The organism is Clostridium sp. MCC345, from assembly GCF_018785345.1.
GTDB classification, from domain to species: Bacteria; Bacillota; Clostridia; order Lachnospirales; family Anaerotignaceae; genus Anaerotignum_A; species Anaerotignum_A faecicola.
This window is the reverse complement of sequence record NZ_WQPP01000017.1, coordinates 150,561-170,760: the sequence shown is the minus strand read 5'-3', so window position 1 is coordinate 170,760 and position 20,200 is coordinate 150,561. Positions and strand designations below refer to the sequence as shown.

Below are 20,200 nucleotides of genomic sequence, written 5' to 3'. Positions count from 1 at the left end.
TATGCAGTCAATTGTAGATTTTCTTTATATGGTGGATGACATGCTCTGGGGAACACCCATGGTTGTCATCGTTCTGGGTACGGGCATTTTCCTGTCCCTTCGGTTTGGCTTCAGCTATCAGCGAAAGCTGAAATTTAACATAAAAAATACCTTCGGCAATATGACCGCCGCAGGCGAGGGCGTGGGTACGGTATCCAGCTTCCGCGCGGCTTGTACGGGGCTTGCGAATACGGTCGGCACGGGGAATATCAGCGGCGTTGCAACGGCAATCGTAAGCGGCGGCCCGGGCGCACTTGTCTGGATGTGGGTTTCCGCATTTTTCGGGATGTCTACAAAGGCATGCGAAATCATCCTTGGCCAGCGCTACAGAGAGCATTACAAAAACTCTATGGATGAATATGTCTGCGACCGTTCCTTCGTCATGAAAAATGCGTTTGGCTGGAAAAGAGGTGCCATTGTGCTTGCGGTTTTTGCCTTTGTGCTTGGCCCCTGGACCTGTTGCGTGCAGACAGAGGCGGTAACCAGCTCCATGCAGCAGGCCTTCGGCGTGACACCCCTCATCAGCGTGACAATCATCGGTGTTACCTGTATTGTTACGATTTTCGGCGGTCTGAAAAGAATTTCTGAGGTTATGAGCAAGGCGGTTCCTATTATGGCGGTGCTTTATATTCTGATGGGGCTTGGCGTAATCATTCTGAATATCAAGCAGGTTCCTGCGGCGGTTGCTCTTGTGTTTGAATCTGCATTTTCTCCTACGGCGGCTGTGGGCGGCTTTGCCGGCGCAACGGTAAGAGATGCGGTGAAATACGGCGTGGCGCGTGGGATTTATTCCAATGATGCAGGTACCGGTTACGGTATCATTGCGCATGCACCGGCAATCACAGACCATCCTGTGCGCCAGTCTGTATGGGGCTGGGGTGAAATTACACTGGATACGCTCATCATCTGCTCCATTACGGCGTTTACCATCATTATCACAGGCTCTTATTTCCAGAGTGATGCGACATCCGGCGCGCTGACAACGATTGCCTTCGGCATGGCGTATGGGCATGTCGGCGCGAAGCTGACTGCGATTGCAATCGCTGTTTTCGCATGGACAACCATCATCGGGATGTACTATACCTGTGAAAAATCTGTAAACTATGCTTTTGGCGATACCGAAAGAAATAAAAAAGCAATACCGATTTATATTATTTACTATATGCTGCCCTGTGTTATTTTCTATAACATTGAGGCGGATGTGCTCTGGGCACTGACAGATATTCTTTCTGCCTGCTATGTAGCACTTACCATCTTCTTTATTTATGCAAAGCACAAGGTTATTTTTGCACTCTTTGATGATTTCTGGAAGAGATTCCTGCCTGCGAAGGAAAGAGGGGAAAATCCTCCTGTTGTTTCCTTCGACTGCGCACTGGAAGGAGAAGGTGCAAAAGCAACAAAATAACAGGATGAAATTTGGCGTGTTTGATACACGCCTTTTTCTATGCAAAAAAAGTCCCTGCCATGGCAGGGACAAAAATGTGTGGAATGGATGCTTTTTATGCGTCACAGTCCTCTCTGCTTCTGCGTGTATCGCAGTCATCCCCGAAAACCGTGCCGAAGCCGCAGCAGGAACGGGGCTTTGCGGTGGGAGAAAAGAGGTCTAAGGGGAAACGGATATCCTCAAAGCCGTTGCAGGGGTCACTGTTTGTGGCATTTGTAGTACAGCGTTCGGGGACACATCTGCCCAAAGAATTTACCATGATATTGACTGTACGGAACAGCTTTACAATCGTAAACAGCCCGATGGTTACATTAACTGCAATGGGTGCGCCGAGAGCAGCATCGCCGCTGCTTTGGGAGGAATCGCAGTCGCAGCCGCAGGAATGGCAGGGATTGCAGGAATGGCAGGGATTGCAGGTGTTACAGCCGGGGAAACGCAGCTCTGCATTCAGCGCAACTGCTTTCCCCTCCGCAATGATGAACGGTCCGCCCTTGGATGCGGCATTCTCGAACTGATCGGTTACGGTGGTCACATCTGCCTCGGTAGAGCCAAAGAGCGTTACGCGCAAATGATGGCTGTTGGTGGCATCAATCGTCCCGATAAAACAGCCGTCGGCGCGGCGAAACTCCAGTGTATAATTGAATACATATTTCAGCTCGATATCCCAGCAGCCCTTTTGCAGCGGATTTGGCCGTTTCCGCAGAATTTCAATGCGGGTCAGGTCTAAATCGCGGATGGTCACATCGGCGGCGTTGCAGGGAGGAATGATGATATCACCCTCGCAGAGCATATCGTTGCAGCTGGGGGTTTCGCTCCTTGCGGCACGAGCGGGGCCCAGAATACTGCTGCCCAAGCATTTCTGGATGCGGCACTGGTCGAAAATCTTCTGCACAATGATACAGGTTTCCTCGTTCCGCCCGTTGCTTTCGTTGCTGCCGTTTCCGCAGAAATTGCAGCTTCTTGCACTTAAATCAGCCTTGGAATCAAATTCAAAAGCGCCCATAAGACAGCCTCCTTTAAAGTTGTGGTTTCTTTTAACATAGTATGAAAGACGAAGGAAAGCGTGACCGCATGCAGGAAAGAAGGATTGTTTTCTTGCGAAAACAATGTTATAATGAAATTTAATGAATCATATAAATTTCACTTAGAAGTGTGAGGAATCGAAATGAAACGATTGATGGATATTCATACCCACGCCGTTGCAAGCGGGCATGCCTACAGCACAGTGGATGAAAACTTGAGATGGGCGGCAGAGCAGGGCTTGCAGCTGGTCGCTTTGACAGACCATGCGCCTGCTATGAAGGATACCACCTGTCATGCCTATTTTGCAAATCTGCACGTTTTGCCCGAAATGCTGCATGGAGTGCGGCTTTTGAAGGGGATTGAACTGAATATTCTGGATTTTGACGGCACGATAGATATGGATGAAGCGGTTTTGCAGAGATTGGATCTTGCGATTGCAAGCCTGCACATGCCCTGCATTAAGCCAGGCACGAAAAAGGAGAATACACAGGCGTTTTTAAAGGTGATGGAAAATCCCTATGTGGACATCATCGGACACCCCGGAGACCCTCGCTATGCGGTGGATTATCGGGAGCTGTTCCGCATGGCGAAAGAAACAGGCACGCTTCTGGAAATCAACAACGCTTCTTTAACACCGGGCGGCTTTCGGGAGGGCAGCAGGGAGAATATTAAGAAAATCCTTCTGATGAGCATGGAGGAGGGACAGCCTGTGGTTCTGGGCAGTGATGCGCATTTTTATCGGAATGTGGGGGATTTTTCCTATGCGGAGGATTTGCTGAAGGAGCTGCAATTTCCGGAGGAGCTGATTCTCAATAATACGCCGGAAAAATTTCTTGCAGGACTCAGACATGGCAGAAAATAAAAAATGTATACGGAAAAGAACGTGGAAAATCTCTTTACTTTAATGCTTGAAAGTGTTACAATATTTTTAATAGAAATATGAAAAATAACAGGAGAAGGTGGCGTTCCGAATGAATAAAAAGATCAAAAATGAATTGACCGATAAATTGTTTGAGTGCATTCTCAGCATGGAAACCGTGGAAGAGTGCTATCAGCTCTTTGAAGACCTTTGTACCATCAACGAAATTCAGGCAATCGCGCAGAGAATGGAAGTGGCGGCAATGCTGGATGCCAAGCGGACCTATGTGGAAATTGCGGAAAAAACAGGCGCTTCCACAGCAACTATCAGCCGTGTCAATCGTTGCCTGCATTACGGCACGGATGGCTATAAGCTGGCGATTGACCGTGTGAAGGCAAAAAAAGAAAAAGAAGATAACGAATAATCTTTTTGAATCGATTTATTTGAGAGAGATTATAGGGCTGGTTTGACAAGACGATTTTGCCAAATCAGCCTTTCTTATGTTGGCATCCTGCGAAAAAAGCGGAAACAGAAAAGAAATGGGAGAGAATGACATGATTGGATTTGATAAACTGAACGATATGCAGAAAAAAGCAGTTTTGCAGACAGAAGGGCCTGTGCTGATTCTGGCGGGGGCAGGCAGCGGCAAGACCGGTGCCTTGACGGTGCGGATTGCACATCTGCTGGAAACGGGTGTAAAGCCTTGGAATATTCTTGCGATTACCTTTACGAATAAGGCGGCGAAGGAAATGCGCGAGCGTGTGGAAAAGCTTGTGGGGGATACAGCAAGAGATATGTGGATCAGCACCTTCCATTCCACCTGTGTGCGGATTCTGCGCAGAGAAATTCAGCATCTGGATTATGAAAATCAGTTTTCTATCTATGACAGCGACGATCAGGAAAAAATCATGCGCGAAGCCTTCAAGCGGCTGAATATGAGCACAACGGATAAGACCTTTTCCGTTAAGGGGGCAATGAGCATCATCAGCCATCTGAAAGAGGAGATGACAAGCTGGGAGGACTACGCACAGCATGTGGACAAAAATGATTTGAAGGCAGTGCGTATCGCAAAGGTATATCAGACCTATCAGAAAATGCTCAAGGAAAACAACGCGCTGGATTTTGACGATCTGATTTATAAAACCGTTCTGCTTTTCCGTCAGTTTCCCGATGTTCTGGAAAAATATCAGGAAAGATTCCGCTATATCATGGTGGATGAATATCAGGATACGAATACAAGCCAGTATGAGCTGGTGGCAATGCTTGCGGCAAAATATAAAAATCTCTGTGTGGTCGGGGATGATGACCAAAGCATCTACGGCTGGCGTGGGGCAAATATCCGCAATATTCTGGATTTTGAAAAGGATTTTCCCGATACAACTGTAATTAAGCTGGAGCAGAATTACCGTTCCACAAAGAAAATTCTGGAGGCGGCGAATGCTGTCATCCATCATAACCAGACCAGAAAGGATAAGACACTCTGGACAGAAAACGACAGCGGCAGTATCCTGCATATCTATAAGGCGGATAACGAATATGATGAGTGCCGCTTTGTGGCAGAAAAAATTCTGGAGCTGGAAAAGCAGGGCAAGACCAGAAACCAGATGGCTGTTTTGTATCGCACCAATGCACAGAGCCGTGCGGTGGAGGATCAGATGGTGAAGCGCGGGATTCCCTATCGCCTGTTCGGCGGCGTGCGCTTCTATGAACGAAAGGAAATCCGAGATATTCTTTCTTATTTAAAGGTGCTGGCGAACCCTGCGGATACGATTGCTCTCAGAAGAATCATCAACGTACCCAAGCGCGGCATTGGCGAAACCTCTCTGGATAAGCTGGCTGCTTTTGCAGATGAAAACGGGCTTTCTCTTTACGGCGCACTGAGCCGTCTGGATGAAATTACTACGCTGAAAACAAGGGTGGCAAAATTCAAGGATTTCTATGGCCTGTTTGAACAGCTGCGCGCCGATGCGGATGGACTTTCCGTTTCCGAATTGATTGACGCCATTGTGAAGCGGACGGGCTATTTACAGCTGCTGATGGCAGAGGGGACGGATGACGCGCTGAACCGTATCCAGAATATTGATGAATTTGTGAATAAAGCGGCGGAATATGATAAAGCTAACCCCGAAGGCAAGCTGGAAGGCTTTCTGGAGGAGGTTGCTCTCGTTGCGGATATTGACAGCTATGAGGAGGGAGAGGAAACCGTTGCCCTCATGACACTGCACAGCGCGAAGGGTCTGGAATTCCCCTATGTTTTCATCATCGGTATGGAGGAGGGAATTTTCCCCGGCTTCCGTGCGGTGATGTATGGCGGCGAAAAGGAAATTGAGGAGGAACGCAGACTTTGCTATGTGGGCATTACACGTGCGAAGGAGGAGCTTTACCTGACGCACGCAAAAAGCCGCATGCAGCATGGGATTACGCAGTATAATCCGCCTTCTCGCTTCCTGAAGGAAATTCCTGCGGATTTGGTAGATATGCCGACCAGACAGATTTCCGATATGGCGAAAAAATATGATGCCATGACGCAGAATAAGCCTGCTCTCGGCAGAAAGAATGTGCTGCCCCCGACAGCAAAATTCGGCGGGGTCGGCATGAAAAAGGAAATGCCTGCGCCCAAGGATTTCAAGCTGAGCTACGGCGTGGGGGATAAGGTGCGTGCGCCGAAATACGGCATTGGCACAGTGGTTTCCATCAATAACGGCGGCGCAGATTTCGAGGTTACCGTTTCCTTTGGCGCAAAGGGGACGAAGAAATTCATGGCGCGCTTGTCGAAGCTGATTAAGGTAAGCGAATAAGCAGAGACGGTGAGGGATGCGATATGACAGAGAGAATAAAATATCTGGTGGAGCAGTTGAACCGGGCGGCGAAGGCATATTATCAGGAGGACAGGGAAATTCTTTCCAATCAGGAATATGATGCGCTGTATGACGAATTGGCTGCACTGGAACAGAAAACAGGCACGATTCTTGCGAACAGCCCCACGCAGAAGGTTGGCTATACGGTGCTGAGTAATCTGGTGAAGGTGGCGCACGAAAGCCCGATTCTTTCCTTGGATAAAACGAAGGAAACGGCGAAGCTTGTCAGCTTTCTGGGGGATAAAGCAGGGATTTTATCATGGAAGCTGGATGGACTGACGATTGTGCTGAAATATAATCATGGGAAGCTGGAGCAGGCAGTCACGCGCGGAAACGGCGAAATTGGCGAGGATGTGACGCATAACGCCCGTGTGTTCCGCAATGTGCCGCTTTCCATTCCCTTTCAGGGGGAGCTGGTGCTGCGCGGCGAGGGGGTCATTCCTTACAGTGAATTTTACCGCATCAATGAGGAGCTGGGCGAGGAGGAGCAGTATAAAAATCCCCGTAACCTTTGCAGTGGCACGGTGCGGCAGCTAAACAGCGAGATTGCCGCGAAGCGAAATGTGAAATTCATTGCCTTTACCTTGGTGCGTGCCGCAGGCAGAACCCTTTCGGACAGCAAGGCGGAAAATATGGCTTGGCTTGCCGAAATGGGCTTTGATGTGGTGGAGCACTGCATGGTGACGGCGGAAACGGTTGCCGCTGCGGTAGAGAAATTCCGCGATAAAATCGAGCAGAATGACATTGCCTCCGATGGACTGGTGCTGACCTTTGACAGCATTGCCTATAGCCAAAGCCTTGGCAGAACGGCGAAATTCCCGAAGGATTCTATTGCCTTCAAATGGGCGGACGAAATGGCGGAAACCACTCTGCGGCAGATTGAATGGAACACCTCTCGTACGGGGCTGATGAACCCTGTTGCGGTGTTTGACCCCGTGGAGCTGGAGGGCTCAACGGTGAGCCGCGCAAGCCTGCATAATGTCAGCATTTTGAAGGAATTGAAGCTGAGCATCGGGGATACGATTAAGGTCTATAAGGCGAATATGATTATCCCTCAGATTGCGGAAAATCTGACGGGAACGGTTTCCACGGCGGAAATTCCCAAGCATTGCTTTGTCTGCGGCGAGGAAACGGAAATCCGTAAGCTGCGCGACGGCGAAGCGCTTTACTGCACTAACCCGAACTGTTCCGCACAGCGGATACAGGCACTCAGCCATTTTGTTTCCAGAGATGCCATGAATATCGAGGGGCTTTCGGAGGAAACGCTGAAGAAGTTTCTCGAAAAGGGCTTTGTGGAGAATTATCCTGATTTGTTCCGCTTGGAAAAGCATCAAGCGGAAATCACAGCCATGGAGGGCTTTGGGGAGAAATCCTATCAAAATCTGATTGCATCTGTGGAAAAGGCGAAAACCGCCGAGCTGCCGAACTTCATCTATGCACTGGGCATCAATCATGTAGGGCTGCGAAATGCAAAGCTGCTCTGCAAGGAATTTGATTATGATTTGGAGAAAATCAAGGCGGCAACGGAGGAGGAGCTTGTGCAGGTGGAGGGCTTCGGCGAAATCATCGCACACAGCATTGCCTATTATTTCAGACAGGAAGCGCATTTGGCACTGCTTGCGGATGTTTTGCAGTATCTTTCCTTCCAAGAGGCAGAGCAGGCAGAGACCGGCGAAAGCCCTCTGGCAGGGCTGACCTTTGTTGTGACGGGGGATTTGGAGCAATTCGCCAACAGAAAGGAATTGCAGGCACTCATTGAAAAGGGTGGCGGCAAGGTGACGGGCAGTGTCACCAAAAAGACGAATTTCCTCATCAATAATGATATTCATTCTGCATCCTCGAAGAATAAAAAGGCGGCAGAGCTGGGGATTCCCATTCTCAGTGAGCAGGATTTTATAGATAAATTTTTAAAATAATGAGATAGGACAAAAAGCGGCTTCTGGAGAAAAAGTCGCTTTTTGTCGTCATTTGTCACGAAATCCGGCTGTTTTTTTGTTTATTAAATCTATAGATTTTTTCTATTTATTTTGCTATACTCATTAAAAATACATTAGGATTTTAATAGCAGCGATAAGGATTCCTGATTTGCTGCTTTCTTATGCGCTTTTTTGCATGAGAATGGGAGGGAAGGCAATGAATTTAAACCAGTTGTATTATTTTAAAACGCTGGCAGAATTGGAGCATTACACTAAGGCGGCGGAAAAGCTGAATATTTCTCAGCCGACGCTCAGCCACTCCATTTCTTCCATGGAAAAGGAACTGGGGGCAAATTTGTTTGAAAAGCAGGGCAGAAATGTTGTTCTGACAAAATATGGGCGGATTTATATGTTCTATGTGGAAAACGCCCTGACACAGCTGGAGTTGGGGAAAAATCAGATTGAACGTCTGGTTTCCGAGGGGGGCGGACACGTTGGACTGGCGTATATGACATCGGTCGGGACGAACTTTGTCCCCGGACTGATTGCGGGCTTTTTGGATGATCCACAGAATAAGAATATCTCTTTTTCCTGCTATGAGGGCAACACGAAAACGCTGTTGTATAATCTGAAACGAGAAAAGTATGATCTGGTTTTCTGCTCCATGGTGGAGGCGGAGAGCGATGTGGAATTTATTCCTGTTTTCGAGCAGAGCCTTGTGGTTATTTTGCCGGAGGGGCATCCCTTGGAGGATAGAAAGAAGGTAACGATTCAGGATATTTGCCCGTATCCGCTCATCAGCTATACGAAGGAAAGCGGCATGCGCCGTATCATTGATGATATGTTTACAAAGGCGCAGATTATGCCGAATATTCTTTGTCAGTTTGAAGATGTCAATTCCATGGCAGGTCTGGTTGAGAAGAATCAGGGGATTGCCATTGTAACGGATAGCCAAGCACTGCGTAACTATAACGTCACCAAGCTGGAGTTGGATACGCCATATTCCCGCAGAATGGTTTATATGGCGTATGTGCTGAATCGGTATCTGCCGCCGGCGGTGGAAAAATTCAAGGATTACACCATTCAGCGGACAAAAACAAAGAAATAAGCAAACAGGATTTAAGGGAAGGAAATAGAAATGCTGCAGGATTTAGAATACGGAAGATTAGAAAACGAGTTTCGCCATACGGCACCTGTTGCCACGGCGAAGGTGGTCTGCGCACAGGGCAGCCGGCTATTGGTGAAACGTAAGGAAGATGATACATTGGTTTTGCCGACCTATGCGGAGGTAATGGCATGGGCGAAGGAAAAAGGCTGGACGCATTGGTATGAAAACGAGGTACAGTATGTGTTCCGCATGCAGGAGGAGGATTACTTCATTTGGATGGGCGAAGCAGGTGCGCCTGCGGATACGTCCTTCTGCTATGAGCCTGCCATGACATTGCGTCAGGTGAAATCCAAAAATATCTGCTATGCCATGATGACGGCGTGGCATTTGTTTGACTGGTATCGCAGCAATCGTTTCTGCGGACGCTGCGGTGCGAAAACAAAGCATGACGAGAAGGAACGCATGATGCGCTGTCCGGAATGTAATAACATGATTTTTCCTAAAATTGCGCCCTCTGTCATTGTCGGCGTGACGCATGGGGATAGATTGCTTCTGAGCAAATATGCCAACCGCAGCTATACTCGATACGGCATGATTGCAGGCTTTACGGAGATTGGCGAGACGGTGGAAAAAACCGTGCAGAGGGAGGTTATGGAGGAAGTCGGTCTGAAGGTAAAAAATATTCGTTATTATAAAACACAGCCCTGGGGTGTAACGGGCGGCTTGCTGTTGGGGTATTTCTGCGATCTGGACGGAGAGGGTGAGGATATCACGCTAGACCGAGAGGAGCTGGCGATGGCTGAATTTTTTCCGAGAAATAACCTCCCTGCACACGATGACGGCATCAGCCTTACAAGAGAAATGATGCGCATGTTTGAGGAAGGCAGAGAGCCGAAATAACGAGGAGAAGGCCGAATGAACGAGAGGCTTAGGTACGAATCTGTTCTCCGGAAAGAAAACATTGGTCGAGGAAATGGGCTATGATGCCTTTGAGGCGCAGCTTGCCATGTCCTCGCGATATTACAAAAAGCACTTCTTTGAAGGCGAATAAGCAATCAAAAAGAGACTCTGCATAGAGTCTCTTTTTTCATGCTTTCGTTAATCTTCGTTATCGCCGTAGCGGGTATCCTCGTTAAAGTTAGGAATCATATCAATGCCGCGGTTTGCATCGCCGCCTGCGTTTTTGCCGAAGTGATAATCATTCCCCGGCAGGATAGCATTCAGCACAATGCCTGCGATTGCCGCAATGGCGAGGGAGGTCAGTGTGATATCTGTGTTGGCAACATTGAAGGTCAGTCCATCGGAGAAGCCCAGACCGCAGACAAAAATCACACCTGCGATAATCAGATTGCGAGATTTTGTGAAATCTACGCGGTTTTCTACTACGTTACGCACGCCGATTGCGGAAATCATACCATACAGCATGAAGCTGACACCGCCGATAATCGCAGAGGGCATAGAACCAATCACCTCTGCCATTTTGGGGATAAAGCTCAGGATGATGGCATAAACCGCAGCAATGCGGATGACCTTGGGATCATGCACCTTACTCAGCTCCAGAACGCCTGTATTTTCGCCATAGGTGGTATTGGCTGGGCCGCCCACCAGTGCGGACAGGGAGGTTGCAAGCCCGTCCCCAATCAGGGTACGGTGCAGACCGGGGTCTTCAATCAGATTTTCACCGACCGTTGCGGAAATGGCGGACATGTCACCGATATGCTCCATCATGGATGCAAGCGCGATGGGTGCCATTACCAGAATGGCGGAGATGTTGAATTTGCACAGAGAAAATTCGGGCACGCCTACCATGGGGGCAGCCGTGATATTTGTAAAATTCAGAATTGCAGAGCCGTCTGCATTTGTCATACCCATTGCATTGAAAATCAGAGCCGCAATATAGGAAATGACAACGCCCATCAGGATAGGGATAATCTTAAACATGCCCTTGCCCCAGATATTGAAAACAACGATGGTTGCAAGCGCAATAAAGGCAAGCAGCCAGTTTGTGGAGGCATTGCTGACAGCGGAGCCTGCCAGACTCAGACCGATACAAATGATAATCGGGCCTGTTACAACAGGGGGAAGAAAACGCATAACCTTTTTTACACCGATTAGGCGAATGATGAGAGCAAGCACCAGATACAGAAGCCCGGCTACCAGAATTCCGCCGCAGGCATAGGAAAGCTTTTCGGCATTGGAAATATTGGCAAAAGCACCTGTGTTCAGCTTAGAGATGGTAGCAAAGCCGCCAAGGAATGCAAAGGATGAGCCGAGGAAGGCAGGAACCTTGCCCTTAGAGCAGAAATGAAACAGCAGTGTGCCGACACCGGCGCAGATAAGCGTAACCTGTACATGCAGAACGTCCTCGCCAAAGTAGCTGTTTACCAGAATGGGCACGAGAATTGTTGCGCCGAACATGGCAAACATGTGCTGTAGACCTAAAAGTAACATTTTCGGAACGCCTAAGACCGAGGCGTTGCGGATGATTCCGTTGTTTTCGTTCATAAAAAACTTCCTCCTGTTATGATAATGGATGATAACAAAATAGATTGTCGTGGCAGATAAGCACTGTAAGCGGCTAATCCACGGACAGAGCCGTGTATATGAGCAGGCTCTGCGAATCGTAGAATTTGCTGTGAAAACAGCAGATAGACGCTGTAAGCGGCTAACCCACGGACAAGCCGTGGGTATTATACCATAGCTACAGGAGAAAGCACAATGTAAAATCAAACGATTTTTAGAAATTTCTGTCAGAATCAGTCTGTATGTGAGGCATCATAGTATGCCTGAATTTCTTCCGGCAGGCGATCCGGCAGCATTTCATGGATTCTGTCCTCATTGCCGTCCGCAAGAGCCGTTTCGTAATACCAGCATTTGAATTTCAGCATGGCGAGCGCCTTTTCCATGCGCTTGATTTCCTTTTCACATTCCAGCTTCTGCTTCTGAATCAATTCCAGACGCTTGGGATAGGTTTCACTGCCCTCGGTACACCATTGCATAAACTGCTTGATGTTTTTGATTTCCATGCCGGTTTTTTTCAGACATTCCACCAGCCGCAGGGCTTCCAGCTCCGTGGTATCAAAATGGCGGATGCCGCCGCTGCGCTTGATTTCGGGGAAGAGCCCCTCCTTATCATAATAGCGCAGGGTGGAAACGGGTAATTGGAACAGTTCGGATACCTGACCGATGGTATACATAAGAATCGCCTTCTTTCAGAAAAATATAAATTCGGTATTAACCTAAAGTTAAGTTTAAGTATTAAAGCAATCGTAGCACAGGAGCGGGGGACTGTCAAGCGGAGGAAATCGCAAAAAAAACAGGCTTGGTTATGGATTGTCATAATCGAGCCTGTTTTTATAGGAGAAGGTTTCCTTTTTCAGTATTTGTTGCTTTCGCTTTATGCGTTGATGGTATCGCAGATGCGCTTGCCCATTTCCTTTGTGCCGATTTTTTTGGTGCCTTCGCTGTAGATATCGGGGGTTCTGTAGCCTGCATCCAATACCTTTGTGACAGCATCCTCAATCGCCTGCGATTCTGCAACCAGACCGAAGGAGAATTTCAGCAGCATAGCGGCGGAAAGAATGGTTGCGATGGGGTTTGCCATATCCTTGCCTGCGATATCGGGGGCGGAGCCATGGATGGGTTCGTACATCCCGAATGCGCCATCCGCCAGACTTGCGGAGGGCAACATCCCGATAGAGCCGGTAATCTGGCTTGCTTCGTCGGAAATAATATCCCCGAAAATATTAGAGGTTACGATAACATCGAAATGCTTGGGATTTCTCACCAGCTGCATTGCAGCATTATCCACATACATGTGGTCTAATTCCACCTCAGGATAATCCTTTGCAACCTCTGTCACGGTTCTGCGCCACAGCTTACTGCTTTCCAGAACGTTTGCCTTATCAATGCTGGTAACGTGCTTATTGCGCTTCATAGCGGCTTCAAAGGCCTGTACGGCAATGCGTTTGATTTCAAATTCGCTATATGCTTCAACATCATACGCTTCTTCGCCGTGCTTGCCTTCACGATAGCCGCGCTCCCCGAAATAAATGCCGCCTGTCAGCTCTCTGACAACCAGAATATCCAGACTGTCGCCGATGATTTCGGGCTTGATGGGGCTTGCGTCGCTCAAAGCCTTATGGATGATGGCAGGGCGCAGGTTTGCATACAGCCCCAGACTGCTGCGCAGCTTCAGCAAAGCGCCTGCTTCGGGGCGGAGATTAGCAGGCAGATGATCCCATTTTGGGCCGCCAACCGCACCCAAGAGGATGGCATCACCGTTTTTGCAGGCCTCTAAGGTTTCCTCAGGCAGGGGCTCGCCATACGCATCATACGCACAGCCGCCTGCCAGCTTTTCATTGAATACAAAGTCATGACCGTATTTTTTGCCGACACATTCCAATACGCCCATGGCTTCAGTCACAACATCGGGGCCGATGCCGTCCCCCTTTAATACTGTAATATGATAAGAACCCATTTTCTTCACCTTAACCTTCGATTTTTTCCTTTGTATATGTTACCAGACCGCCCGCAGCCATAATCCTCTGCATGAATGCAGGGAACGGCTCAGCCTGATAGGTTTTGCCCTTTGTTTCGTTTGTAATCACGCCTGTGTTGAAATCAACAGATACGGTATCGCCTGCATCAATATCATGTGCGGCTTCCTCACATTCCAGAATCGGCAAGCCGATATTGATGGCATTGCGGTAGAAAATTCTGGCGAAGGTGGAGGCAATGACACAGGAAATGCCTGCACATTTGATTGCCAGAGGGGCATGCTCACGAGAGGAGCCACAGCCGAAATTCTTTGTGGCTACGATAATGTCGCCTTCCTTTACATTGTTTACGAAATCCGCATCAATATCAATCATGCAGTATTTTGCCAGCTCCTCGCCGCTGGATACGTTCAGATATCTTGCGGGGATGATAACGTCTGTATCGACGTTATCCCCGTATTTAAAGACTTTCCCTTTTGCTGTTTCCATTATTCCATCCCTCCTGCAATCTTTTCGGGGTCTGCAATATAGCCTGCGATGGCAGATGCTGCTGCAACTGCGGGGCTTGCCAGATACACTTCACTTTCTGTATGACCCATTCTGCCGACAAAGTTTCTGTTCGTTGTGGATACGCAGCGTTCGCCTGCTGCCAGAATCCCCATGTGCCCGCCAAGGCAGGGACCGCAGGTAGGGGTGCTGAAAATTGCGCCTGCTTTTACGATATCCTCTACATAGCCAAGACGGATGCAGTCCAGATAAATCTGCTGTGTGGCAGGGATAACGATGGTGCGCACCTTGGGGTGTACCTGTTTTCCTCTGAGAATTTCTGCCGCAATCTTCATATCGTTCAGTCTGCCGTTGGTGCAGGAACCGATTACAACCTGATCGATGGCAATCTCGCCTGCTTCGTCAATCGTTTTTGTGTTTTCGGGCAGATGAGGGAAGGCAACGGTCGGTCTTAATTTGCTTAAATCAATCGTATAAACCTCGTCATATTCCGCATCGGGGTCTGCCTCGTAAACAACAGGCTCTTTTGCGGAATGTTCCTTTACATATTCCATTGTTTTTTCATCCACGGGGAAGATGCCGTTTTTCGCACCGGCTTCAATCGCCATATTCGCCATGGAGAAGCGGTCATCCATCGTCAGATACTGAATTCCGTCACCGACAAATTCCATGCTGCGGTACAGTGCGCCGTCCACACCGATCATGCCAATGATGTGCAGAATGATATCCTTGCCGCTGACCCATTTTGCAGGCTTGCCTGTCAGCACGAATTTGATGGCACTGGGCACCTTGAACCATGCTTCGCCGGTTGCCATGCCGATTGCCATATCGGTGCTGCCGATGCCCGTGGAGAACGCACCCAATGCGCCGTAGGTACAGGTATGGGAATCCGCGCCGATGATAACCTGACCGGGAACAACAATCCCTTTTTCGGGCAGAAGGGCGTGCTCAATGCCCATCTGTCCAACGTCGAAGAAGTTCTTCACTTCCATATCATAAGCAAAGGTACGGCAGGCCTTGCACTGCTCTGCCGCCTTGATGTCCTTGTTGGGGGTAAAGTGATCCAGAACGATAACCACCTTATCCTTATCAAAAACCTCCTTTGCGCCTGTTTTCTGAAATTCCTTCAAAGCAACGGCGGTTGTGATGTCGTTGCCCATAACAATATCCAATTTTGCCTGAATCAGCTGTCCGGCTTTTACGCTTGCTTCCCCCGCATGGGCTGCAAGAATCTTTTGTGTCATTGTCATTCCCATGATGCTATCCTCCAAAAATTTCTTTTGTACTCTCTTGCTCTTTTCTTATCTGATAATCTTGTTTGTTGTGCTCACTACCGCACGCAGACCGGATTTTGTGATATTGCTGGATGTGCCTGCGCCGAAATATATGCCGCCTTCGTTATCGGCAATCTGGATGTAGGAGATTGCACGGGATTTTGTGCCGTGGGACATGGAATGTTCTCTGTAGTCCACAACCTCCATCACGATATGGAAGTAGTCTTCGATGGCATGGCAAAGAGCGGAAATAATGCCGTTGCCGGTGCCTTTCAAGGTAAGGGGCTTGCCGTTGAAGTTACATTCTGCCTCAATGGCAACGTCCTCGTGGTTTTTCAGAACGATTTCCTTATAAGTAACCAGCTCCAGAGGGGCTCTGCCGTCTACATAATGGTCGATGAATGCTTCGTAGATATCAGCAGGTGTCAGATCCTTATGCTGTCTGTCGCTCATGCTTGTGGTAACAGTGCTGAAATCCTGCTGGAAGGCCTTGGGCAGATACAGACCGAAATTCTGTTCCAGAACGAAGGCAACGCCGCCCTTGCCGCTCTGGCTGTTGATACGAACGATGGGGTCGTAGTTTCTGCCGACATCCATAGGGTCGATGGGCAGATAAGGAACCTCCCAGTGGTCGGGATGCTGCTTCATTGCTTCCATACCCTTTCTGATGGCATCCTGATGAGAACCGGAGAAGGCTGTATAAACCAGAGAGCCTGCATAGGGGTGTCTGGGGGAAATGCTCATTCTTGTGGATTCCTCGTAAATCTTTACGGCTTCATCAATATGGCTGAAATCCAGTTCGGGGTCAATGCCCTGAGAGAAGATGTTCATGGCTACATTCATGATGTCTGTGTTGCCGGTTCTTTCGCCGTTGCCGAACAGTGTGCCTTCCACACGGTCAGCCCCTGCCAGCATAGCCAGCTCGGTTGCCGCTACGGCTGTGCCGCGGTCGTTGTGTGCATGCAGGCTGACGTAAATGCTGTTTCTGTATTTCAGGTTTTCACAGCAGTATTCAATCTGGTCGGCGTAGATATTGGGTGTCGCCATTTCTACGGTAGAGGGCAGGTTGATGATTGCCTTGTGGTCGGGTGTGGGCTCCCAGACATCCAGAACCGCATTGCAGATTTCTACGGCAAAGGGCATTTCTGTGCCTGTGAAGCTTTCGGGAGAATATTCAAAGAAAAACTCCGTTTCGGGGATAGCTGCTGCTTCTTCCTTAATCTGCTTTGCGCCTGCAACTGCCAGATCAATGGTTTCCTGCATGGAATTGCCGAAAACAACATCTCTTTGCAGGGTGGAGGTGGAGTTATACAGATGTACGATTGCTTTTTTTGCACCCTTCAATGCTTCGAAGGTTTTATGGATGATGTGGGGTCTGCTCTGTGTCAGCACCTGTACGGTAACATCATCGGGAATCAGGTTGTTGTCAATCAGGCATCTTGCAAATTCAAATTCGGTATCGCTTGCCGCAGGGAAGCCGATTTCGATTTCCTTAAACCCTGTATCCACCAGAAACTGGAAGAATTTCAGTTTTTCGGGCAGGTTCATGGGGATTTCCAAGGACTGGTTGCCGTCTCTCATGTCAACGCTGCACCATACGGGTGCTTTTGTGATGGTGTTGTTGGGCCATTTGCGGTTGGGCATGTCCATTGTGGGGTAGGGTCTGTATTTTGTGTAGTTCATCATTGGTAGTTCCTCCTTAAAATTCTGTGTGTGTTTTTTGTTTGATTTTATCTTTGGTTCGTTTGTATGCGTGGTTAGAATGAGCGATGAGCAAAAGAAAAAGCCCTTCATCTCCCTCATTAAGAGACGAAAGACCAGAAATCTCCGCGGTACCACTCTTTTTTATTCCCGAAAAGGAATACACTTTCCCAGATACAGGCTGTAAGAACCAATATCCTGTCGGTATAACGGCCGACTCGCCGGTTGCGCCTACTTGCTCTCAGTTCAGCGAACCACTCCGAGGCCAGTTCAAACATTCTTCCGTTATCTGCTCGCACCAGCCGCAGACTCTCTGAAAACATCCAAAGGTTTTACTACTCCTCTTCCCTGTGTTTGTTGTGTTGTATTGGAATGAATACAATTTAAACACCAAATTGCTTTTTTGTCAATACAAAATTTGAAAGTTTTTTGTATTCATATAAAAACAAGAAATCGGAATTTCCCCTGTAAGAAAGAAGAAAGTTGTGCTATAATGAAACGATAGCATATAAAAGAATGAAACAGCTCCAAAAATCATGAGGAGGGATAGATATGAAGGGAAAAAAGAAAATTGCTTCGATTCTGGCGTGTGCCATGCTTTTGAGTGCGGCACCCGTAGAAGCAATGGCATATACAGTACCCGATACGGTGCGTGTCGGGCTGGAATCGGTTTGTAAAAACGTGGCATCCGCAAGCATCGGTGTGTGGGAATTGCAGATTGGCATGCAGAAGGGCGATGGCTTTCAAAGGGGCGGCGTGATTACCTCAAGCGGTCTGTTTACGGCAAGGCCTGCCGTGGGGGACTATATCGCAGTGGACAAAACGATGGACTGTGCGGACGCATTGGACATGGCAAATGACATGAAAAAAAGCGGATTGGACACCTATGCGGCGTACCTGAGCGGAGGGGACTGGACGGTCTATGTGAAGGATGCCTCTGTTTCCGCTGTGGAGGCTGCGGCAGATGAAAATGCAAGCCGCGTTTCCTTTGAGGGCGTTGCGATTACGGGCGGCGAAGCCCCTGTGCTTGTGCCGGAGAATGCCGTCATGATGGGCGGCAATGTGGCAGATACCTTTAAGCTCAACAGCATGCCCTATCGCGGAATGCTGACGTTTTCCGTGAATGGCAGCAGCATGACGGGCGTGAATATCATTGGCTTAGAGGAATATCTCTACGGCGTGGTGCCTTCCGAAATGCCGAAAAGCTATGATGCAGAAGCGCTGAAGGCGCAGGCGGTTGCGGCGCGCACCTATGCCATGACGAAGCTGGGCGCGCATACGGGCAGCGGCTATCAGCTTTGCGACACCACAGCCTGTCAGGTTTATAAGGGCTACAGCAATGAGGCGGATGCCACCACAGCGGCGGTAGATGCAACGGCAGGCGAGGTTGCCTGCTACAACGGCAGCCCGATTGAAGCGGTGTTCTCCGCATCTACAGGCGGCTATACCGAAAGCAGTGAAAACGTATGGAATGCGGCGGTGCCGTATCTGCGTGCGGTTCCCGAACCGGGGGAATATGGCGATAACAGCTGGACAAAGACTTTGACACTGGATGAGCTGACTGCGCTTTTGCAGGCGAAGGGTGAGAATATCGGCACAGCGAAGGATATTGTGATTACGAAGCTTTCCACAGGCGGGCGAGTGCAGGAGCTGCAAATCGTCGGAACAAGCGGCACAAAAACGCTGACGAAGGAAACCATTCGGACCTATTTTTCCTCTGCCTGCGGCACACTGCCGAGCAAGATGTTTACGATTAACGGCAAGGGCGGCACGGTAACGGGTGGCACGAGCACAAGTGCGAAGGGCGGTCTGCTTTCTGCGGCGGCAAGGCAGGGCATTGTTGCAAAAACAGAGGGTGCGCTTTCCTATCTGAATGGGAAAAAGCTTTCCGTTGATGTGGATGCAGCACAGCCTGCGCAGAATACCGATAACGGAGCCTATACGGTTTACAACGTGAGCATCAGCACCGTTGCAAATGGAAAATTCGTATTTTCCGGCAGCGGCAGCGGTCATGGTGTCGGCTTGAGCCAGAAGGGCGCACAGGGCATGGCGCAGATGGGCTATGATTATAAGGAAATTTTGTGCCATTATTATACAGGCATTACGATTGAGGGCTGATATTATGAAGGAATTCAGAGCCTTCCTGCTTTCCCGAACGGGCTGGCAGGATGAAAACGGCAATACGGTTGTTTTTTCCGAAACGAACCTGACAGGGGAAACGGCAGGGGATGGGCTTTGGCTGTTTCTGGATGAGGGACTGCGCTGCGGCGGCATGCACCGCAGGATTGCGGCAAGCGAAGCGGCAATCAGAGAGACACTCTGCGGTGTCGGGAAGGAGCAGCTTTGGGAGAAAATAGCAGCCGATTGGGCAAAGGAGGCATAAAAATGTTTTGTGAAAAGCTGACGGAGGAACAAATCAGAAGGGTGATGAATGTCATTTCCGATGACGGCGCACTGACGATTCTGAAAATCCGTACCTACGATAAAAGCTTTGAGGATGCGGTTGCGGTTTCCGCTGTGCCGGAGGTAACGGCGAAATTTCAGGAGGATATTGAAACCTATCAGCTGCATGATTATTTCATCAGAGGAAAGAATCGCGCAGGGGCAGGCTCCGATTATATTTACAGAAAAATGATGTATGAATGGTTCGGCGAGCCGTATGTTGTAAAATATCTGATGGAATATTAAGGGGGAACGGATATGTATGTAAAAAGACTCAAGGATGATGAAATTTTGCAGATTATGCGTGTCATTTCCGACCCCGACTGCGAAATTGTGAGCATTTTCCGCAAGGTGACAGACCCTGAGGTGGTTATCAATTCGCAGGATATGGAGGAACGCTATGTGCTGCATGATTATGATATAGAAGGGTTTGATTATCTGCCCGATGATTCCACGCGGATGTACCGTAAGGAAATGCTGAGGATTTTCGGTGAGAAATATGCGGCGGATTATATGTTGAGAAGATAAAG

Annotated in this window: 18 protein-coding genes and 1 other annotated feature; of the genes, 11 read left to right on the top strand and 7 right to left on the bottom strand. The window is 48.9% G+C overall.

The features are described from left to right. Position 1: 1 nt before the first annotated feature. A complete protein-coding gene (locus GPK49_RS04930; protein WP_215676926.1) occupies positions 2-1,444 on the top strand; it encodes an alanine/glycine:cation symporter family protein in 1,443 nt (480 codons plus the stop codon). 94 nt (positions 1,445-1,538) lie between these two features. Here the strand turns inward: GPK49_RS04930 and GPK49_RS04925 are convergent, their stop codons facing one another. Then, a complete protein-coding gene (locus tag GPK49_RS04925) occupies positions 1,539-2,486 on the bottom strand; it encodes a hypothetical protein (protein ID WP_215676925.1) in 948 nt (315 codons plus the stop codon). A 162-nt stretch (positions 2,487-2,648) separates the two neighbouring features. Between GPK49_RS04925 and GPK49_RS04920 the strand changes: the two genes are divergently transcribed. From GPK49_RS04920 to nudC, 6 genes are all read left to right on the top strand, one after another. After that, positions 2,649-3,368 (top strand): phosphatase, encoded by a 720-nt coding sequence (locus GPK49_RS04920; RefSeq protein WP_215676924.1) that lies wholly within the window; start codon positions 2,649-2,651, stop codon positions 3,366-3,368. Positions 3,369-3,477: 109 nt separating this feature from the next. After that, positions 3,478-3,789: a YerC/YecD family TrpR-related protein gene (locus tag GPK49_RS04915; protein WP_016408350.1), complete on the top strand. Its 312-nt coding sequence runs from the start codon at positions 3,478-3,480 to the stop codon at positions 3,787-3,789. A gap of 130 nt (positions 3,790-3,919) precedes the next feature. Beyond that, a complete protein-coding gene (gene pcrA / locus GPK49_RS04910; RefSeq protein WP_215676923.1) occupies positions 3,920-6,163 on the top strand; it encodes a DNA helicase PcrA in 2,244 nt (747 codons plus the stop codon). A gap of 23 nt (positions 6,164-6,186) precedes the next feature. Then, positions 6,187-8,139, top strand: a complete 1,953-nt coding sequence (ligA, locus tag GPK49_RS04905; RefSeq protein WP_215676922.1) for an NAD-dependent DNA ligase LigA — start codon at positions 6,187-6,189, stop codon at positions 8,137-8,139. Between the two features lie 217 nt (positions 8,140-8,356). Next, positions 8,357-9,247: a LysR family transcriptional regulator gene (locus GPK49_RS04900; RefSeq protein ID WP_016408353.1), complete on the top strand. Its 891-nt coding sequence runs from the start codon at positions 8,357-8,359 to the stop codon at positions 9,245-9,247. Positions 9,248-9,277: 30 nt separating this feature from the next. Further along, on the top strand, positions 9,278-10,147 hold the full coding sequence (gene nudC, locus GPK49_RS04895; RefSeq protein WP_124984440.1) for an NAD(+) diphosphatase: 870 nt from the start codon (positions 9,278-9,280) through the stop codon (positions 10,145-10,147). A gap of 198 nt (positions 10,148-10,345) precedes the next feature. On the opposite strand, the gene GPK49_RS04890 is transcribed toward nudC, so the two are convergent. From GPK49_RS04890 to leuA, 6 genes are all read right to left on the bottom strand, one after another. After that, entirely contained in the window at positions 10,346-11,752 is a 1,407-nt protein-coding gene (locus tag GPK49_RS04890; protein ID WP_016408355.1) for a uracil-xanthine permease family protein, read from the bottom strand. Between the two features lie 251 nt (positions 11,753-12,003). Next, positions 12,004-12,444: a MerR family transcriptional regulator gene (locus tag GPK49_RS04885; RefSeq protein ID WP_215676921.1), complete on the bottom strand. Its 441-nt coding sequence runs from the start codon at positions 12,442-12,444 to the stop codon at positions 12,004-12,006. A 200-nt stretch (positions 12,445-12,644) separates the two neighbouring features. Next, entirely contained in the window at positions 12,645-13,727 is a 1,083-nt protein-coding gene (gene leuB / locus GPK49_RS04880; RefSeq protein WP_215676920.1) for a 3-isopropylmalate dehydrogenase, read from the bottom strand. 10 nt (positions 13,728-13,737) lie between these two features. Beyond that, complete coding sequence (gene leuD / locus GPK49_RS04875) at positions 13,738-14,235, bottom strand: 3-isopropylmalate dehydratase small subunit (protein ID WP_215676919.1); 498 nt, start codon at positions 14,233-14,235, stop codon at positions 13,738-13,740. Beyond that, a complete protein-coding gene (gene leuC / locus GPK49_RS04870) occupies positions 14,235-15,509 on the bottom strand; it encodes a 3-isopropylmalate dehydratase large subunit (protein ID WP_215676918.1) in 1,275 nt (424 codons plus the stop codon). Before leuC ends, leuD begins: the two co-directional genes overlap by 1 nt. Positions 15,510-15,554: 45 nt before the next feature. Beyond that, positions 15,555-17,210, bottom strand: a complete 1,656-nt coding sequence (gene leuA, locus GPK49_RS04865) for a 2-isopropylmalate synthase (RefSeq protein ID WP_118580416.1) — start codon at positions 17,208-17,210, stop codon at positions 15,555-15,557. 119 nt (positions 17,211-17,329) lie between these two features. Continuing rightward, positions 17,330-17,586: a binding site (T-box leader), on the bottom strand. A 194-nt stretch (positions 17,587-17,780) separates the two neighbouring features. On the opposite strand from leuA, the gene GPK49_RS04860 reads away from it, so the two are divergent. The 4 genes from GPK49_RS04860 to GPK49_RS04845 are packed head-to-tail and all read left to right on the top strand — an operon-like array spanning position 17,781 to position 20,198. Then, entirely contained in the window at positions 17,781-19,346 is a 1,566-nt protein-coding gene (locus tag GPK49_RS04860; protein ID WP_215676917.1) for a SpoIID/LytB domain-containing protein, read from the top strand. A gap of 4 nt (positions 19,347-19,350) precedes the next feature. Continuing rightward, positions 19,351-19,611, top strand: a complete 261-nt coding sequence (locus GPK49_RS04855; RefSeq protein WP_215676916.1) for a hypothetical protein — start codon at positions 19,351-19,353, stop codon at positions 19,609-19,611. Positions 19,612-19,613: 2 nt separating this feature from the next. Continuing rightward, positions 19,614-19,916, top strand: coding sequence for a hypothetical protein (locus tag GPK49_RS04850; RefSeq protein ID WP_215676915.1), 303 nt, complete (start codon positions 19,614-19,616; stop codon positions 19,914-19,916). Positions 19,917-19,928: 12 nt separating this feature from the next. Continuing rightward, positions 19,929-20,198: a hypothetical protein gene (locus GPK49_RS04845; protein ID WP_016408364.1), complete on the top strand. Its 270-nt coding sequence runs from the start codon at positions 19,929-19,931 to the stop codon at positions 20,196-20,198. Positions 20,199-20,200 lie beyond the last annotated feature (2 nt).

Coding starts and splice junctions, on each gene's coding strand:
- GPK49_RS04930 (WP_215676926.1), top strand. CDS start 2: ATGCAGTCAATTGTAGATTTTCTTTATATGGTGGATGACATGCTCTGG.
- GPK49_RS04925 (WP_215676925.1), bottom strand. CDS start 2,486: ATGGGCGCTTTTGAATTTGATTCCAAGGCTGATTTAAGTGCAAGAAGC.
- GPK49_RS04920 (WP_215676924.1), top strand. CDS start 2,649: ATGAAACGATTGATGGATATTCATACCCACGCCGTTGCAAGCGGGCAT.
- GPK49_RS04915 (WP_016408350.1), top strand. CDS start 3,478: ATGAATAAAAAGATCAAAAATGAATTGACCGATAAATTGTTTGAGTGC.
- pcrA (WP_215676923.1), top strand. CDS start 3,920: ATGATTGGATTTGATAAACTGAACGATATGCAGAAAAAAGCAGTTTTG.
- ligA (WP_215676922.1), top strand. CDS start 6,187: ATGACAGAGAGAATAAAATATCTGGTGGAGCAGTTGAACCGGGCGGCG.
- GPK49_RS04900 (WP_016408353.1), top strand. CDS start 8,357: ATGAATTTAAACCAGTTGTATTATTTTAAAACGCTGGCAGAATTGGAG.
- nudC (WP_124984440.1), top strand. CDS start 9,278: ATGCTGCAGGATTTAGAATACGGAAGATTAGAAAACGAGTTTCGCCAT.
- GPK49_RS04890 (WP_016408355.1), bottom strand. CDS start 11,752: ATGAACGAAAACAACGGAATCATCCGCAACGCCTCGGTCTTAGGCGTT.
- GPK49_RS04885 (WP_215676921.1), bottom strand. CDS start 12,444: ATGTATACCATCGGTCAGGTATCCGAACTGTTCCAATTACCCGTTTCC.
- leuB (WP_215676920.1), bottom strand. CDS start 13,727: ATGGGTTCTTATCATATTACAGTATTAAAGGGGGACGGCATCGGCCCC.
- leuD (WP_215676919.1), bottom strand. CDS start 14,235: ATGGAAACAGCAAAAGGGAAAGTCTTTAAATACGGGGATAACGTCGAT.
- leuC (WP_215676918.1), bottom strand. CDS start 15,509: ATGGGAATGACAATGACACAAAAGATTCTTGCAGCCCATGCGGGGGAA.
- leuA (WP_118580416.1), bottom strand. CDS start 17,210: ATGAACTACACAAAATACAGACCCTACCCCACAATGGACATGCCCAAC.
- GPK49_RS04860 (WP_215676917.1), top strand. CDS start 17,781: ATGAAGGGAAAAAAGAAAATTGCTTCGATTCTGGCGTGTGCCATGCTT.
- GPK49_RS04855 (WP_215676916.1), top strand. CDS start 19,351: ATGAAGGAATTCAGAGCCTTCCTGCTTTCCCGAACGGGCTGGCAGGAT.
- GPK49_RS04850 (WP_215676915.1), top strand. CDS start 19,614: ATGTTTTGTGAAAAGCTGACGGAGGAACAAATCAGAAGGGTGATGAAT.
- GPK49_RS04845 (WP_016408364.1), top strand. CDS start 19,929: ATGTATGTAAAAAGACTCAAGGATGATGAAATTTTGCAGATTATGCGT.